The organism is Streptomyces asoensis (assembly GCF_016860545.1).
Lineage (GTDB): Bacteria > Actinomycetota > Actinomycetes > Streptomycetales > Streptomycetaceae > Streptomyces > Streptomyces asoensis.
Genome location: NZ_BNEB01000005.1, coordinates 997518 through 1012790, shown reverse-complemented (window position 1 = coordinate 1012790; position 15273 = coordinate 997518). Strand labels below are relative to the sequence as shown.

Here is a 15273-nt window from a genome sequence, read left to right as displayed (position 1 = left end):
TCACCGCACCGCTCGGCACACCGCTCAGCGCACGGTGCTCAGCGACAGCGCGAAGCGGCCCGCGGCGTCCGTCCACCAGTGGGTCAACTCCATTCCCGCGGCGGCCAGTTCCATGCGCACTCCCGCCTCCCGGAACTTCGCCGACACCTCGGTGCGCAGCTCCTCGCCGGCCGCGAAGTCGACGGCGAGGTCGAGCGCGGGGATCTTCACGGTCTGCGCGGTACGCGAACGCAGCCGCATCTCGATCCACTCGTGCCCGGTGTCCCACGAGGCGACGTGCCGGAAGGCCTCCGGGTCGAAGTCGGCGCCCAGTTCGCGGTTGACCACGGCCAGCACGTTCTTGTTGAACGCGGCCGTCACCCCGGCCGAGTCGTCGTACGCGCGCACCAGCACCTGCTCGTCCTTGACGAGGTCGGTGCCCAGCAGCAGCGCGTCGCCCGGGGTGAGCAGGGCACGCACCGAGGCCAGGAACACCGCGCGCTCGGCGGGCAGCAGATTGCCGATGGTGCCGCCGAGGAACGCCACGAGCCGGGGGCCCGGGCTGTCGGGCAGCGCCAGACTCGCGGTGAAGTCGGCGATCAGCGCGTGGACCGTGAGCCCCGGCCGTTCGGCGATCAGCGCCTGTCCGGCCTGGGTCAGGGCGCTCTCGCTGACGTCGACCGGCACATAGGTGTCCAGTTCCGTCAGCGCGTCGATGAGGTGACGGGTCTTGCGCGAGGAGCCCGACCCGAGTTCGACGAGCGTGCGGGCGCGGGCCGCCGCGGCGATCTCGCCGGCCCGGTCCACGAGGATCTCGCGTTCGGCGCGGGTCGGGTAGTACTCGGGCAGCCGGGTGATCTCCTCGAACAGCTCGCTGCCGCGGGCGTCGTAGAACCACTTCGGCGGCAGCGTCTTGGGGGAGGCGGTGAGGCCGCCTCGGACGTCGGCGCGCAGCGCGGCGTCGGTGGCGTCCTCGGGGAGGGTGCGGGTGATGCGGAACGGGCTCACGTGCCGGTCTCCTTGGATGGTGCGGATGCCGTGTCCGTGCGGGGTTCCTTCAGCGGGGTGAGCAGGACGTCGGCGCGGCTCGCCGCGAGCAGGGTGCGGTCGGGGACCTCCTGCCAGCGCGGATCGTCGTCGTACGGTTCCGAGGCCACGACCGTGCCCCGGCCGGGCTCCGCCAGATAGAAGAGGGAGTCGCCCCAGGCGGTCGCGGTGATCGACTCCCCGTCGGTGAGAAGCAGGTTCAGGCGCGCGCCGGGGGCGGCCGCGGCGACCTCCAGCACCGTGTCCGCCATGGCCTGGCTCCCGGTGTCCCCGGCGCGCAGCCGGGCGAGGACCAGCGCCCAGACGAACGCGGAGTCGTTGCGCGCCTCCATGGACAGCAGGTCCGCGGCGGGCAGCGAACCGGTGAGCGACTCCAGTGAGCCCGGCCAGCCGGGGACGGCCCCGTTGTGGCTGAACAGCCAGGTCCCGGCCGCGTACGGCGCCGCCGCGGCCTCCGCGTCGGCGCCGGCCAGCGTCGCGTCGCGCACGGCGGCCAGCAGCGCCCGGCTGCGGACCACCCGGGCCAGGTCGGCGAAGGACAGGTCCGCCCAGATCGGCCCGGCACGGCGGTACCGGGCCGGCACCGGGTCGCCCTCCGCGTACCAGCCCACCCCGAAACCGTCGGCGTTGACCGTCCCGTACCGCTGCCGCCGGGGCGCCCACGACTGGCGGTACAGGCCGTGCTCGGGTTCCGTGAGAAGCCGGCCGAGCGGCTCCCCGGCGCCCACGTACGCCAGGTGACGGCACATCAGGCCGCTCCCGAGCGGGCCGTGCGGAACCCGGAGAAGATCTGCCGCCGGATCGGGTAGTCCCAGTTGCGGAACGTCCCCCGGCAGGCCACCGGGTCGACCGCGAACGAACCGCCGCGCAGCACCTTGTACTCGGGCCCGAAGAACACCTCCGAGTACTCCTTGTACGGGAACATCCGGAAACCGGGGTACGGGAGGAAGTCGCTGGACGTCCACTCCCACACGTCGCCGATCAGCTGGCGCACCCCGAGCGGGGACTCGCCCGCCGGGTAGCTGCCCGCCGGGGCCGGGCGCAGATGGCGCTGCCCCAGGTTGGCGTGCTCGGGGCCGGGTTCCGCGTCGCCCCACGGGTAGCGGGTGGAACCGCCGGTCGCGGGGTCGAAGCGGGCCGCCTTCTCCCACTCGGCCTCGGTCGGCAGCCGGCGTCCGGCCCAGCGGGCGTAGGCGTCGGCCTCGTACCAGCACACGTGCAGCACCGGTTCGTCGGGCGGGACGACCTCGGTGACCCCGAAGCGGCGGCGCAGCCACTGGCCGCCGTCCCGGTGCCAGAACAGCGGGGCGTGGATGCCGCTGCGCCGCACGTGCGCCCAGCCCTCCCCGGTCCACCAGCGTTCGTCCTCGTAGCCGCCGTCCTCGACGAACGCCCGGTACGCGCCGTTGGTGACCGGGGTCGTGTCGATGTGGAAGGCCGCCACCTCGCGCCGGTGCGCGGGCCGTTCGTTGTCCAGCGCCCAGGGCTCCGTGGAGGTGCCCATCGTGAACGGGCCGCCGGGCACGAGGACCTCGGCCGGGCCGGTGAACAGCCCCACCGGCTCGGGATCGGGCGCGGTGAGGGCCTGCGGGCCCGTGCGGAGCTGATGGGTGATCAGCATCGTCTCGTCGTGCTGCTGTTCGTGCTGGGCGATCATCCCGAAGGCGAAACCCGCCTCCGTCAGCCTGGTCCCGCCGAAGTCGGCCGACTCCAGCACGTCCATCACCCGGCCGCGCACCTCCGACGCGTATCTGCGGGCCTCCGCGGGCGGCAGCAGCGGCAGGGAGGGCCGTTCGGCGCGTGAGTGCTCGAAGGCGTCGTACAGGCCGTCGATCTCGGGGCGCATCGCCTCACGGCCGGCGACCGTGCGCAGCAGCCACAGTTCCTCCTGGTTGCCGATGTGCGCGAGGTCCCACACCAGGGGCGACATCAGCGGGGAGTGCTGCGCGGTGAGCTCGGGCTCCTCGACGCAGTCGGTCAGCAGCGTGGTGCGCTCGCGGGCCGTGGTGAGGGAGGCGAGCACACGGGCCCTGAGGGTGTCCGCGTCCAGGGCGGGTTCGGCGTCCGGGGCGTGCGCGCCCCGTGCGGGCCCGGTGTCCAGGGCGGGGTCGGTCATGTGCGGAGATCCTTCCCGTACGCGCGGGTGTCCGTGCCGCGCAGGCGGTCGAGCTGGTCGTCGGCCGGAGTGCGGCCCCTGCGGACGTAGCGCTCCAGGTGGTCCGTCACGGCGTCCGTCACCGCGGTGCTCGCGCCGAGCCGCGGCAGGGCCGCCAGGGCGGTCGTGAAGCAGGTGAGGGCCGCCTCGTGCAGCTCGGGGTCGGTCAGCCCGTACCGGGCCGCGTCGATCCACAGCGGGTTGTGCGGGGCCGGCAGGGGCCGGGCCCGCTCGGCGAGCGGCTTCACGGCGCGGTAGACGATCTCGGCCGCCTCCGGGTCGTCGAAGAGCGCCGTCGTGACGGCGAGCGGGACGATCCAGCCGTCGTCGCCGGGCTGTGCGTCGATCATGCGCAGTTCCAGGTGGCCGCGCGGTCTGACGGGCGGGAACAGTGTGGTGATGTGGTAGTCGAGATCCTCCCGGGTCGGGGCCCCCGTCCGGGTCCACTGCCGGAACGTGAGCCTGTCGGGCACCTCCCACGGCCCGTCCTCGCGCCGGACGCACATCACGGGCGCGTCCAGCACGTGCCGGGCCCAGGCGGTGCGCGGGTCGCCGTCCAGGGCGGGCCCGCCCGCGCGGCCGGCGCCGATCTCCGTCCACAGCAGCTGCCGCGTGGAGCGCCAGCCGGTGGGGGAACCGGCGAGCAGCGGGGAGTTGGCGAAGGCCGCCACCAGGACGGCGCCCAGCGTGTGCGCGAGCCACCAGCGCCGCCCGAGCCCCAGCGGGCCGGGCTCCTCGTGCCCGGCGTCCAGGCAGACCTGCACGGAGGCCGAGGTGCACATCATGGCGCGGCCGGCCGGGCCCGTGCGGTCGAGGCAGGCCTCCATGGCGTCGTAGCGCGGCTCGTGCAGGAACCGGCGGGGTGGGTGCCAGGGGTCTGTGCCATGGCCGCGGAGCGCGAGTCCGTGCTCCGCGAGGGCCGTGCGGACGGCGGCCAGATCGGCGGCCACGGTGCCCACGCACTCCATCAGGGAGGCGGCGGGCGGTGAACTCAGTTCCAGCTGGCCGCCTGGTTCGACGGTGAGCGGAGAGCTCAGGGGCAGGGTCCGCAGTGCGGCGTAGGCCGCTTCGAGTCGTTCGGGTGGGACGGGGAGCCGCGGCGCGCGCAGCTCGTGGACGAGCCATTCGACCTCGACCCCGACGGTGCGGGGCGGGCCGGTCTTGAAACAGATGCCCCTGACCAGGGCCTCCACCTCGGCTTCGGTGAGGGCGCTGCGGGGATCCGTCTCGTCGGTACAGTGACTGACCGAGTCGGACATGTCGGGATCCTCCTGAGATTCCACCATGCCACCGGTCCCGCCTCGGTGCGGCCGGACCGGCGTCGCTCGTCCCACCCAAAACCCTCGAACGGATTCGCACAAGGGTACACAACAGGACATTCGGGATCCGGTTCGAGCTGTTCTCCAGGCGTTGGCGACCGGTCCGCCGCGGAACCCCGGTGGGGGAAACCCTGTTGCACGCGATGTCCAGGATCGCTCACGATGCGTGCAAGAGCACGGCGGGGGAGACGGGCGGGGCACCGGTGGCCGCGCGGCGCGCGGTCATGGGGTCCACGGGGGTGGCGCCATCCCGCGCGGCTGCGCGGGATGGCGCGGCCTGTTCCCGACCCCGCGGCCGCGCCGGCCGGGCGCACGACGAGCGCGGGCGCCGGTCGTCCGTGCCGAGCGGGTCCCGGGGACGGCCGCCGCCCCCACGGCCACCGCCGTCCGGTGCCGGGCGCCCGGGGCTGCGTGGTGTTCCGCAACGGCCCCGGACGGGTGGCGGGGGCGTTTTGGCCGATGCCGGGCCCCGGTGGCCGGTTCGAGCGGACGTTCGCGCACGTGGTGTCCGGTGTGCCGGACAGGACACCCGGCGTCGTGGTGCTCGGCGCTTCCGGGCGGGCGTTAGGCCGCCAGGGCCCTCAGGTCCAGCCGTAGCGCTCGTGCAGCCGGTGCCGGACCAGGTTGAACCGCATCCGGTCCAGTGCGCACGCCTCGCGCCGCATGCCGTCCTCGTGCAGCCGCAGGACGCGGTCCACGTCCACCCAGGAGTCCCGCCCGGTCCGGTCCCAGGGGCCGCTGCCGATCGGCACCCACTCGCGGTCGCCGTCGTGGCGCTTGCTGGAGAGCTGTACGGCGAGGAAGGTCCCGCCCGCCTCCCGGGCGACGACGAGCACCGGGCGGTCCTTGCCCCGGCCGTCGTTCTCCTCGAAGGGCACCCAGGTCCAGACGATCTCGCCGGGGTCCGGGTCGCCGTCGTGCGCGGGGGAGTACTCGGTGCGCACCCGGCCGACCTCGCGGGGATCGGCCTCGGTGGTGGCGGTGGGGCCGGAGCGGCCCGGGACGTCTTCATCGGTAAACGCGGTCACGGGGGCACCCTAAGCGGTACCCCCGTGACCGCGTCGTCAGCGGGTCACCCCTCGTCGACCTTCACCTTCTTCGAAGGCGCGGCCGCGATCTTGTCGGCCGACGAACTCCCGTTCGTGACAGCCCCGTTGGCGGAGTGGCCGTCCTGGTTCATCGAGGCGAGCAGCTGACGGGCCAGACCGAGTCCCGTCCCGCCCACGGTGAGCGCCTTGGCGAACACGTCCGCCATGCCGTCGGCGCCGTTGAGCAGCACCATGTTGTCGACGTTGCCGAAGGCGGACGCGCCGGCCTGGACGATCTCCGGCCACTTCTCGGCGAGTTGCTGGGCGACGACCGCCTCCTGGTTCTCGGCGAGGGCGGCGGCCCGCGCCTTGATGGCGTCGGCCTCCGCGAGCCCCTGGGCCCGGTTGGCCTCGGCCCTCGCGAGGCCCTTGGCCTGGGTGGCGGCGGCCTCCGCCTCACCGGCGGAGCGGGTCTCCGTCGCCTTGGCCTCGGCAGCCGAGATCCGGGCGTCGCGCTCCGCCTCGGCCAGCGTCCGCTTCTCGTAAGCCTTGGCGTCGGCCGGCTTGCGGACATCGGCCTGGAGCTGCTGCTCCCGCCTGCGGGCCTCGAGTTCGGCGACCCGCGTCTCCTGCACCACCACCTCCTGGCGGGCCGCGGCGTCGGCCAGCGGACCGGCCTGCCGGGCCTTGGCGTTGGCCTTGTCCTGCTCGGCCTGGTACCCGGCCTTGAGGATCTCGCTGTCCCGGGTGGCCTCCGCCATCCGTCCGAAGGCCAGTTGCTCGGCCTCGGTGGCGAGCCGGTCGGCCTCGGCCTGCGCGATGCGCGCGTCCCGCCGCACGGCCGCGAGATGCGGCGCGGACAGGTTCTTGATGTACCCGGTCGGGTCCTCGATCTCGTGGATCTGGAGCGAGTCCACGATCAGGCCCAGCTTCTCCATCTCCGTACCGCACGCCGCACGGGCCTGGCCGGTCAGCTTCTCGCGGTCCCGGATCATGTCCTCGACCGTCAGGCCGCCCACGATGGCCCGCAGATGACCGGCGAACACCGTGTGCACCCGCTCCGCCATGAGCTTCTGCTGGTCGAGGAAGCGACGTGCCGCGTTGGCGATCGACACGAAGTCGTCGCCCACCTTGAAGATGACCACGCCCCGCACCTTCAGCGGAATGCCCTGGTGCGTCACGCAGTCCACGTGCAGTTCCGTCTGGTTGAGGTCGAGCGAGAGCTTGCGCACGGCCTGCATCCCGGGTGTCACGAGCGTGCCCCGCCCGGTGACGATGCGGAACCCCATGCCCTCCTCGAGGCCTTCCAGTTTGTGCTTCGAGCCGGAGATGATGAGCGCCTCGTTGGGCTCCGCGACGCGCCACATCAACTTGAACGCACCGATCAGGGCCAGGACGGCACCCGCCGCCGCGCCGACGATGAGACCGACTTCCATGGGTATGCACTCCCCCCAGTGCTGGGTGCCCCGCGGGGCACCGGACGTAACGGGAGTGTGGGCCCGCGCGCGGGCCGTGTACATACGCGGCCGAACCGCTGTTGCCCGCTTGGTACATACGGCACAGGACGGGCACCTGACGTCTCAACTGCCGTACATGGCCGAGACGTAGACCGTGCGGGGCGGGAGGTACTCCACCACCGTGACCATCGTCCCGCGCTCGATGCGCTCGGTGCCCGTCGCGGCGTAGGCGAGGAAGTGCTCGGCGCCGCCCCGCACCCGGACGATCACCTCGCCGACGAGCCCGGGCCCTACCGTTCCGGTGACCCGCCCCATGAGCCCGACCATCGCCGTATCGTCCATGGTCACAGGGTAGGGGCCGAACGCCCCCGCACCGCACGGCTTTCCACGGTGACCGGCTCCGGCGGCCACTTCTCGTGCCAGCGCAGTTGCGCCTCCAGCCGGGCGGCGAGCGAGATCAGAAGCGGCTCGCTGTTCGCCGGGCCGAGCAGTTGCGCGCCGACCGGCAGTCCGCCCGGCGTGAAGCCCGCGGGGACGTTGACGCCCGGCCAGCCCAGCACGTTCCACGTCCAGGCGTAGGGACAGGCGGCGATCATGGCCCGGTCGGTGGCGAAGCCGCCCAGGTCCAGCAGGGCGCCGATGCGGGGCGGGGGAGCGGCCGTCGTCGGCGTGAGGACCACGTCGTACTTCTGGAAGAACCCGCCGATCCTGCGGTGCAGGACGGCCTCCGCGCGCCGGGCGGCCCGCAGCGGGAACCCGCCGAGCAGCCGGCCCATCCGGGCGGCGCCGCGGGTGCGGCGGTCGAGGAGCGCGGGGAAGGGCGCCTCGGCGACCCGCTCGGCGATGCCCGCGGTCGCCCGGGGCACGAAGGCCAGACCGATCTGCCCGTACGGCGGGTCGGCCTCCTCGACGGTGTGTCCCGACGCGGCCAGTACCTCGGCGAGTTCGAGCACCCGGTCGCGGACCTCGGGGCGCAGCACGGCGGGTACGGCGGTGAAGGGCGGCCGCAGCGACAGCGCGATCCGCAGCCGGCCGGGGTCGCGGCCCACCGCCGCCGAGGCGTCCACGGCGGGCGGCCGGTGCGGGTCGTGCGCGTGGTTGCCGCTCGCCGCGTCGAGCAGCAGCGCCGCGTCCGCGACCGTGCGGGCCAGGGTGCCGTTGACGGTGATGCCGTGGAACGACTCACCGCGCGGCCAGGTCGACACGCGGCCGCGCTGCGGCTTGATGCCGACCAGGTGGGTCCAGGAGGCGGGGATGCGCACGGAGCCGGCGCCGTCGGAGCCGAGCGCGGCCGGCACCAGCCCGGCGGCGACCGCGGCCGCCGAGCCGCCGGAGGAGCCGCCCGGGGTGTGCCCGGTGCTCCACGGGTTGCGCGTCGCGCCGAAGGCCGGGCCCTCGGTGAAGGGCCACTGCCCCAGTTCGCAGGTGTTGGTCTTGCCGACGATCACGGCCCCGGCCGCGCGCAGCCGCCGTACCGCCTCGCCGTCCTCGGCGGCCACCGGGTGCTCCCCCTGGCAGCCGAAGGCCGTCGGCTCGCCCGCGACGTCCATGTCGTCCTTCACGGCGACCGGGACACCGAGCAGCGGGGCCCGCCCGCCGGCCGCCAACTCGCGGTCGGCGGCGTCGGCTTCGGCGAGCGCGGCCTCGGCCCGGACGATCCGGAAGGCGTTGATGGTGCCCTGGCTCGCCTCGATCCGCGCGAGGGTCCGCTCGACGAGCGCGCGGGAGGAGATCTCGCCGCCGGCGAGTGCGCGGGCGGTGGCCGTCAGGCCTGCGGCACGGTCGGGTGTCATACGGGGGGCACCTCCGGGACGACGTCGTCTACCGCACGGTAACCTCTGCCGGCCGGGCAGCGGAACGGCACGCGGACGAGCGACGTCGGCCGGCGCGTCAGGGGGTGGCGGACTCCTGCGGCACAGGGGTCCCACAGGCATCGCCCGTTCCTGCGCAAAGGATTGACGTGTCCCTGCCTCACCCCTACCTTCTGATCGACTTTCCGAACTTCGTTCGGGATTTCGAACCTTGAGCCGTAGGAGAGCCGCCCCATGACGACACGTCCCTCCACCCCGTCCCGCCGTGCCCTGCTGCGCGCGATGGCCGCGCTGCCCGCCGCGGCCCTTGTGCTCGGCGAGGCGCCCGGTCTGCTCGGCACGGCCCTCGCGGCCGCACCGGCCGCCGGCTCGGCGACCCGCTACACCATCGTGCCGTTCCTCGACAGCAACGACGGGACGGTGAACGTCTACCAGTCCGACGACGCGACCGACTTCCGGCTGGTGCAGTCCTCCGCCTACACCCCGCCGAGCAACCGCATCCGCGACGCGAGCGTCTTCAAGCACACCAACGGCTACTACTACCTCACCTACACCACCCACACCTGGCAGGACCCCAGCACCACCATCGGCTTCGCCCGCAGCTCCGACCGGGTCAACTGGACCTTCCTGTACGACTACACGGTCCCGATCACCGGCCTGTCCCGCGCCTGGGCCCCCGAGTGGTTCGTCGACAGCGACGGCAGCGTCAACGTCATCGTGTCCTGCTCGCTCACCAGCGACGAGTGGATCTTCACGCCGTATCTGCTGAAAGCCACCAACACGGCCCTCACGGCCTGGACCTCGCCGGTCGCGCTGTCCGGCATCGGACCGAACCACATCGACACCTACATCGTGAAGACCGGCTCGACGTACCACGCGTTCACCAAGAACGAGACGGCGAAGTACATCGAGTACGGCACGGCCTCGAACCTCGCGGGCCCCTACACGATCACCCGGACCGGCGACTGGGCGGGCTGGGGCAGCTACCGGGAGGGTCCGTCCGTCATCCAGCTCGACAACGGCGGCTGGCGCATCTTCTTCGACGGCTACGGTGACGGCACCTACTACTACAGCGACAGCTACGACTCCTTCGCCACCTGGAGCGCGCCCAGGTCGCTGCCCGGCATCTCGGGCACGGCACGGCACTTCACGGTCATCAAGGAGACGGTCACCGGCGGCCCGAGCCTGACGAAGAACGCCACCCGCTCCTTCCGGTCCGCCAACTACACCACCCGCTACTGGCAGGAGCAGTCCGCGCTGCTCAACCTGCCCGTGGTCACGAGCTCCAGCACGACGGCCGAGAAGCAGGCGTCCACCTTCACCGTCGTGGCGGGGCTGGCCGACGCGAACGCGTACTCCTTCCGCGACGCCTCCGGCAACTACCTGCGCCACTACTCCTTCCGGGGCCGCTTCGACCCGAACGACGGCACGTCGACGTTCGCGAGGGACGCCACCTTCGTCGCCCGCACCGGCTCGGCGAGCGGGTCGGTCCGCTTCGAGTCCTACAACTACCCCGGCTACTACCTGCGCCATTACAACTACCAGCTGCGGGTGGAACAGCCGGACGGCACCGACCTGTTCCGCCAGGACAGCTCGTTCGTCGCGGCCACCGCCTGGGCGTGAGACGGCCGCGGGAGTGCGCGCCGGACCGGCCGCCCGGTAGTCGTTGCCGTTGGGGGTGCGCACGAAGGAGTGGACGTGCTTCTGGGTGGCACCGCTGCCCTGCGTCGCGCCGTACGCGCCCGCCAGGGGACCCGGGGCCTGGCAGTCGACCTCGATCCAGATGACGGGGCTGTGCACGCGGACGTAGAAGGCGTCGTCGTCGCCGGTGCCGCCGGCCCAGGTGACGTAGGTGTCGGCGAGGTGCTCGCGGACCGCGGCCAGCGTCGCCTTCGCCACGTCGGCCCTGGCCCGGCCGGTGCAGGCCAGTTCGGGCTCGTCGTCGACTATCGGCACGCGGACCGTGCCGTCACGGGTACCGGGGACGCCAGACATGGTCCGACTCTCTCTGCGCCGGCCATGAGGAGCATGTGCGCCCGCCGAGCGCGGGCCGTGGGAGGGGTGCCCGTGCGCCGCCGCAGGCTCAGTGCCGGGGCGAGCGGCGCACGGTCAGCACGGCGACGTCGTCCTGCGGCCGGTCGTACCCGGCGAACGCGCGCGCGTCCTCGTGCAGCGCCCCCGGCAGCTCGGTGGGCGAGAGGCCGAGGTGCTTGGCGAGGCGCTCGTCGACCGGGTAGAACGCGCCGTCGCGGGACCGGGTCTCGGTGAGACCGTCGGTGGTCAGCACGAGCGTCGCACCGGCCGGGAAGGCGAACCAGCCGACCGTCGTGGGCTCGACGGCCAGTTCCGCGAGGCCGAGCGGGACGCCGGGGTCCACCGGCGGTGTGGTGACCGCGCCGTCGTCCAGCAACCGGGGAGGAACGTGCCCGCAGTTGACGATCTGCGCCTCCGTCCCCGCGTCGACCCCGATGATCAGCGCGGTGACGAACCGCTCGTCGTCGCCGGTCTGTTCGGCGTACGAGTTGTGCCGGACGACCGCCGCGTCCAGGGCGTCGACCAGCGCCGTGAGCGTGGCCTCGCGGTGCGCCGCCTCACGGAAGGCGCCGATGACGGCGAACGCCGCGCCCACGGCGGCCAGTCCCTTGCCCTGCACGTCGCCGATCAGCACCCGCGTGCCCCAGGGCGAGGCGACCACGTCGTAGATGTCACCGCCCACCAGCCGGTCCTCCTGCACGGGTTCGTAGACCCCGTTGACCAGCACGTCGTCGGTGAGCAGGGGCAGGGGATGCAGGATGTGGCGCTGCATGGCGGCGGCGGTGGAGCGCAGCCGGAGCATCTCCTGCTCGCGCGCGATGCGCCGGTGGCAGGCGTAGACGGAGGCGATCCCGAGGGCGAGGGTGAGCAGCACCAGCAGGGACCGGTCGAGCCACCGGGCGCTGTCACCGGCCCGCAGGAACAGGGTGAGCGAGACGAACACGGTGGTCCAGGCGGCGACGAACTTCGTCTGCTGGACCGTGCACAGCGCAGACGCGGTGCCCGGCAGGAAGACCAGGAGCCCGAGGAGCCAGACCTCGGACCCGGACAGGACGCCGAGCACCTCCACCAGGACCGTCACCGACAGCACCCCGACGACCGTCTCGGCGTTGCCCGGGGGCTCGATGGTGCCGAGGGCGTCGGTGGAGCGCTTTCGGCGGAGACCGGTCATGGGCACTCCCGGGCAGGCGGCGATCTCTCCACCTTAGACAGATCACCGGTCCCGTGGCCGCCCGGCCCCCGTGACGGCGGCCGCCCGGCCCCGGCGGCGGACGGGCCGCGGGTGCCGCGTCCGCTGAACGGAACCGGCCCGCCGCGCGTATTTTCCGGCGAACGCCCGTCCCGGGGTGCCCGCGCGGGCGCCCGCGGGAGGTGACGGGACAGCGCCGATCACGGAGTTGTACGTGCTTCAGCAGCCCACGGCCCGCCTCGTGCGCGGTGCCGCTCTGGCCGGCGGTCTGGCCGTGCTCTCGCTCACCAGCGCGTGCAGCGGCGCGGAGGGCGGGACCGGTGCCGACCGGGGCGGATCCTCGGTGCCCCCGGTCACCGCCGCGCCCGCGGCCGGTGTCGTGGCACCCGCCAAGGTCGAGGTGATCGCCGGGCTGACCGGTTGCACGGCCAAGATCCGCATCGACGCGGAGGAACTGCGCCAGGGGGTCTGCCACACCGAGGAGGCCGACTACCTCATCACCACCTTCCCCGAGGAGCGGTACAAGGAGACGTGGCTGGAGGCGGCGAGCATCTACGGCGGCCAGTACCTGGTGGGCGCCCGCTGGGTGGTCAGCGCGCAGCCGAAGTTGCTCACGGGGTTCCGGCCCAAGCTCGGCGGCACCATCCGGCAGCTGGGCGCCACGGGTCCGTCCGCCGCGCCGAGCGCCCCGTAGCCGCCTCTGGCGGTCGAGTGGCGCCGAAGGGCACGTGCCGGGTGCCGGTGCCGTGCCCCGGGCGAGTGCCGGGTGCGGGTACCGGCCGCGGACCGCTTCACCCGTGCCGCCGGGGGGTACCCGTCTCCCGTCCGGGGCCCGCCGGACACGAGGCACGGGTGGCAGGAGAGGCGAGCGCGATGAGCGACCACACCCCGTCCCGGGCCGAGGGCGACCGGGACGACGACGCCCGCGAGACGGCCGACCATCCGGCTCCGGGGCGTCCGACCCCGTCCCGGGCCGAGGGCGAGCGGTACGACGCGGACGATGCGGACGACCGACCGGCCCGGACGGGCCCTCACGACGGCCGTTCCGGCGGCGGAGCCTGAACGCCGCCGCCGGAACGGTCACCGGCCGGCCCCCCGCCGGCCCGGGCGAAGGCCGGCGGTCCGGCGGAAAGACAGCGGGCCTTGCCCGATCGGGGCCCCGCGGGCCTCAGGGCCGGGGCCAGGGGCGCCCGCCGATCGCCTCGATGCCGTGGTTGAAGCGCCGCAGGTACCCCGCGAAAGCGGCGATGTCCTCGTCCGGCCAGTCGGTCATCACCTGGTCCAGGATGTCCACGATCCCCTCGCGCTCCGAGTCCAGCAGGCGCGCGCCCTCGTCGGTGAGCCGGAACTTGCGGGCCATCCCGCCCTCCGGGTCGGGGATCCGCTCGATGAGCCCGGCCCGCATCGCCGCCGCGGTCTGCCGGTTCAGGGTGGAGGCGTCCAGGCCGAAGGCCTCGCTGAGTTCGCCGATGGACATGGGCCCCTGGATCCGGATCCGGCTGAGCAGGATGTAGGCGCTGCGCTCCATGAGGCTGTTCTTGCGGCGCCCGCCCCCCTGGTTCAGGAACGTGTGGCGGCTGAGCAGCATCTGCTCGTACTCGACCTCGTGCGTCGGCGTCTCCATGTGCCCGACCTCCTGCTTCCGTGCGCCCGCACCATCCTGGCACACGAGTGTGCACGGCCCACACAATGTGCTTGATACATACGGCATGTACGATGCACATCCTTCGGTCGGACATGCCGCGCGACCCCTCGCGCGGCTCGCTCTCCGTACACCCCAAGTCGAGGAGTCCCATGGGCGCCCCCGCTCTCCAGACCACGGCCCGCCCGGGTGCCGTGATCGCCACGCTGGCCTTCGCCGGCACCACCGCGGCGATCATGCAGACGCTGGTCACCCCCCTCATCGCCGAGCTGCCGCAGATCCTGGACACCTCGTCCTCGAACGCGGCCTGGGTGATCACGGTGACCCTGCTGGTGGCCGCCGTGTGCGTGCCGGTCGTCGGCCGCCTCGGCGACCTCGTGGGCAAGCGCCGGATGCTGCTGGCCTGTTCGGTCCCGCTGATCGTGGGCTCGGTGGTGTGCGCGTTCGCCTCCGACGTCGTGACGATGATCGTCGGGCGCGGTCTCCAGGGCATGGGCATGGGCATGGTGCCGCTCGGCATCGCCCTGCTGCGGGACGTCGTACCGGCCGAGAAGCTCAGCGGGTCCATCGCCCTGGTCAGCGCCTCCATGGGCATCGGCGGCGCCATCGGCCTGCCGCTGGCCGCCGCGGTCGCCCAGTACGCCGACTGGCGCGTGCTCTTCTGGGGTTCGGCCGGCCTGGCCGCCGTCGTCGCCGTCCTGATCTTCCTGCTCGTCCCGGACGTCCCCGCCGGGGCCAAGGGACAGCGCTTCGACCTGCCCGGTGCGATCGGTCTCGGCATCGGCCTGGTCGCCCTGCTGCTCGCCGTCTCCAAGGGTGCCGACTGGGGCTGGGCCTCGGCCACCACGCTGGGGCTGTTCGCCCTCGCCGTCGTGGCGCTGGCCGGCTGGGGCGTCTGGGAGGTGCGCACCACCGACCCGCTGGTCGATCTGCGCACCACCGCCCGCCCCCGGGTGCTCCTGACCAACGTCGCCTCGGTCTTCATCGGCTTCGGCATGTACGCGAGCATGCTGGTCATGCCGCAGCTGTTGCAGTTCCCCGAGGCCACCGGTTACGGCCTGGGCCAGTCGATGCTCGCGGCCGGCCTGTGGATCGCGCCCGGCGGTCTGATGATGATGCTGGTCTCGCCGCTCGGCGGAAAGCTCACCAACGCCCGCGGTCCGAAGTTCACGCTGATCTGCGGCGCCCTGGTCCTGGCCGCGGGCTACTTCGCCTCCATGGGACTGATCGGCTCCGCCTGGGGCGTCATGGTGGTCACGATCATCACCAGCAGCGGCGTCGGCCTCGCCTACGGCGCCATGCCCGCCCTGATCATGAGCTCCGTCCCGGTCACGGAGACGGCAGCCGCGAACGGCTTCAACACCCTGATGCGCTCCCTCGGCACCTCGATCGGGTCCGCCGTCATCGGCGTGATCCTCTCCCAGATGACCGTCACCCTGGGCGGCCACACCATCCCCTCCGAGGACGGCTTCCGTACCGCGCTCCTGGTCGGCGGCGGGCTCGCCCTGGTCTCGGCGGCGATCGCCGCCGTCATCCCCGCGGCCCGCGACGCGGCGCCCGGCGCGGACGGGACCGGCCTCGCTGCCGCGCCCGAGGAGGCCGCGGTCTGACC

At 73.3% G+C, this 15273-nt stretch carries 14 protein-coding genes and 1 pseudogene; 4 read left to right on the top strand and 11 right to left on the bottom strand.

Features of this window, described 5'->3' with window-relative positions; all coding sequences use genetic code 11:
* Positions 1-24 precede the first annotated feature (24 nt).
* The 8 genes from egtD to Saso_RS27490 form a co-directional block, all read right to left on the bottom strand.
* Complete coding sequence (gene egtD / locus Saso_RS27525; RefSeq protein ID WP_189924345.1) at positions 25-987, bottom strand: L-histidine N(alpha)-methyltransferase; 963 nt, start codon at positions 985-987, stop codon at positions 25-27.
* Positions 984-1775, bottom strand: a complete 792-nt coding sequence (gene egtC / locus Saso_RS27520) for an ergothioneine biosynthesis protein EgtC (protein WP_189924347.1) — start codon at positions 1773-1775, stop codon at positions 984-986. Before egtC ends, egtD begins: the two co-directional genes overlap by 4 nt.
* Complete coding sequence (gene egtB / locus Saso_RS27515) at positions 1775-3142, bottom strand: ergothioneine biosynthesis protein EgtB (protein ID WP_189924349.1); 1368 nt, start codon at positions 3140-3142, stop codon at positions 1775-1777. Before egtB ends, egtC begins: the two co-directional genes overlap by 1 nt.
* The gene (egtA, locus tag Saso_RS27510) at positions 3139-4440 is read right to left on the bottom strand and encodes an ergothioneine biosynthesis glutamate--cysteine ligase EgtA (protein WP_189924351.1); all 1302 of its coding nucleotides are present in this window, start codon (positions 4438-4440) and stop codon (positions 3139-3141) included. Before egtA ends, egtB begins: the two co-directional genes overlap by 4 nt.
* A 641-nt stretch (positions 4441-5081) precedes the next feature.
* Entirely contained in the window at positions 5082-5528 is a 447-nt protein-coding gene (locus Saso_RS27505) for a type II toxin-antitoxin system PemK/MazF family toxin (RefSeq protein WP_189924353.1), read from the bottom strand.
* Positions 5529-5572: 44 nt separating this feature from the next.
* Positions 5573-6964, bottom strand: a complete 1392-nt coding sequence (locus Saso_RS27500; protein WP_189924355.1) for a flotillin family protein — start codon at positions 6962-6964, stop codon at positions 5573-5575.
* Between the two features lie 144 nt (positions 6965-7108).
* The gene (locus Saso_RS27495) at positions 7109-7327 is read right to left on the bottom strand and encodes a hypothetical protein (RefSeq protein WP_229901374.1); all 219 of its coding nucleotides are present in this window, start codon (positions 7325-7327) and stop codon (positions 7109-7111) included.
* Between the two features lie 2 nt (positions 7328-7329).
* Positions 7330-8778 carry an amidase gene (locus Saso_RS27490; RefSeq protein ID WP_189924615.1) on the bottom strand — a complete coding sequence of 483 codons (1449 nt, stop codon included), beginning with the start codon at positions 8776-8778 and terminating at the stop codon, positions 7330-7332.
* 252 nt (positions 8779-9030) lie between these two features.
* Here Saso_RS27490 and Saso_RS27485 point away from each other — a divergent pair, with 252 nt between their 5' ends.
* Positions 9031-10419 (top strand): glycoside hydrolase family 43 protein, encoded by a 1389-nt coding sequence (locus Saso_RS27485; RefSeq protein ID WP_189924356.1) that lies wholly within the window; start codon positions 9031-9033, stop codon positions 10417-10419.
* Positions 10420-10467: 48 nt separating this feature from the next.
* Here the strand turns inward: Saso_RS27485 and Saso_RS39135 are convergent.
* Positions 10468-10791: pseudogene (locus Saso_RS39135) on the bottom strand (DUF3500 domain-containing protein); the annotation flags it as partial.
* A gap of 88 nt (positions 10792-10879) precedes the next feature.
* Positions 10880-12001 carry a PP2C family protein-serine/threonine phosphatase gene (locus Saso_RS27475; protein WP_189924358.1) on the bottom strand — a complete coding sequence of 374 codons (1122 nt, stop codon included), beginning with the start codon at positions 11999-12001 and terminating at the stop codon, positions 10880-10882.
* 232 nt (positions 12002-12233) lie between these two features.
* Here Saso_RS27475 and Saso_RS27470 point away from each other — a divergent pair, with 232 nt between their 5' ends.
* Positions 12234-12713 carry a hypothetical protein gene (locus Saso_RS27470; protein ID WP_229901375.1) on the top strand — a complete coding sequence of 160 codons (480 nt, stop codon included), beginning with the start codon at positions 12234-12236 and terminating at the stop codon, positions 12711-12713.
* Between the two features lie 179 nt (positions 12714-12892).
* Entirely contained in the window at positions 12893-13081 is a 189-nt protein-coding gene (locus Saso_RS27465; protein ID WP_189924361.1) for a hypothetical protein, read from the top strand.
* A gap of 106 nt (positions 13082-13187) precedes the next feature.
* Here the strand turns inward: Saso_RS27465 and Saso_RS27460 are convergent, their stop codons facing one another.
* Entirely contained in the window at positions 13188-13643 is a 456-nt protein-coding gene (locus Saso_RS27460) for a MarR family winged helix-turn-helix transcriptional regulator (RefSeq protein WP_189924363.1), read from the bottom strand.
* A gap of 170 nt (positions 13644-13813) precedes the next feature.
* On the opposite strand from Saso_RS27460, the gene Saso_RS27455 reads away from it, so the two are divergent.
* Positions 13814-15271 (top strand): MFS transporter, encoded by a 1458-nt coding sequence (locus Saso_RS27455; protein WP_189924365.1) that lies wholly within the window; start codon positions 13814-13816, stop codon positions 15269-15271.
* Positions 15272-15273: the final 2 nt, after the last annotated feature.

What these genes read in the sequence shown, in the direction of transcription:
- egtC (WP_189924347.1), bottom strand. Translation starts at nt 1,775, where the DNA reads ATGTGCCGTCACCTGGCGTACGTGGGCGCCGGGGAGCCGCTCGGCCGG.
- egtB (WP_189924349.1), bottom strand. Translation starts at nt 3,142, where the DNA reads ATGACCGACCCCGCCCTGGACACCGGGCCCGCACGGGGCGCGCACGCC.
- egtA (WP_189924351.1), bottom strand. Translation starts at nt 4,440, where the DNA reads ATGTCCGACTCGGTCAGTCACTGTACCGACGAGACGGATCCCCGCAGC.
- Saso_RS27500 (WP_189924355.1), bottom strand. Translation starts at nt 6,964, where the DNA reads ATGGAAGTCGGTCTCATCGTCGGCGCGGCGGCGGGTGCCGTCCTGGCC.
- Saso_RS27495 (WP_229901374.1), bottom strand. Translation starts at nt 7,327, where the DNA reads ATGGACGATACGGCGATGGTCGGGCTCATGGGGCGGGTCACCGGAACG.
- Saso_RS27490 (WP_189924615.1), bottom strand. Translation starts at nt 8,778, where the DNA reads ATGACACCCGACCGTGCCGCAGGCCTGACGGCCACCGCCCGCGCACTC.
- Saso_RS27485 (WP_189924356.1), top strand. Translation starts at nt 9,031, where the DNA reads ATGACGACACGTCCCTCCACCCCGTCCCGCCGTGCCCTGCTGCGCGCG.
- Saso_RS27475 (WP_189924358.1), bottom strand. Translation starts at nt 12,001, where the DNA reads ATGACCGGTCTCCGCCGAAAGCGCTCCACCGACGCCCTCGGCACCATC.
- Saso_RS27465 (WP_189924361.1), top strand. Translation starts at nt 12,893, where the DNA reads ATGAGCGACCACACCCCGTCCCGGGCCGAGGGCGACCGGGACGACGAC.
- Saso_RS27460 (WP_189924363.1), bottom strand. Translation starts at nt 13,643, where the DNA reads ATGGAGACGCCGACGCACGAGGTCGAGTACGAGCAGATGCTGCTCAGC.
- Saso_RS27455 (WP_189924365.1), top strand. Translation starts at nt 13,814, where the DNA reads ATGGGCGCCCCCGCTCTCCAGACCACGGCCCGCCCGGGTGCCGTGATC.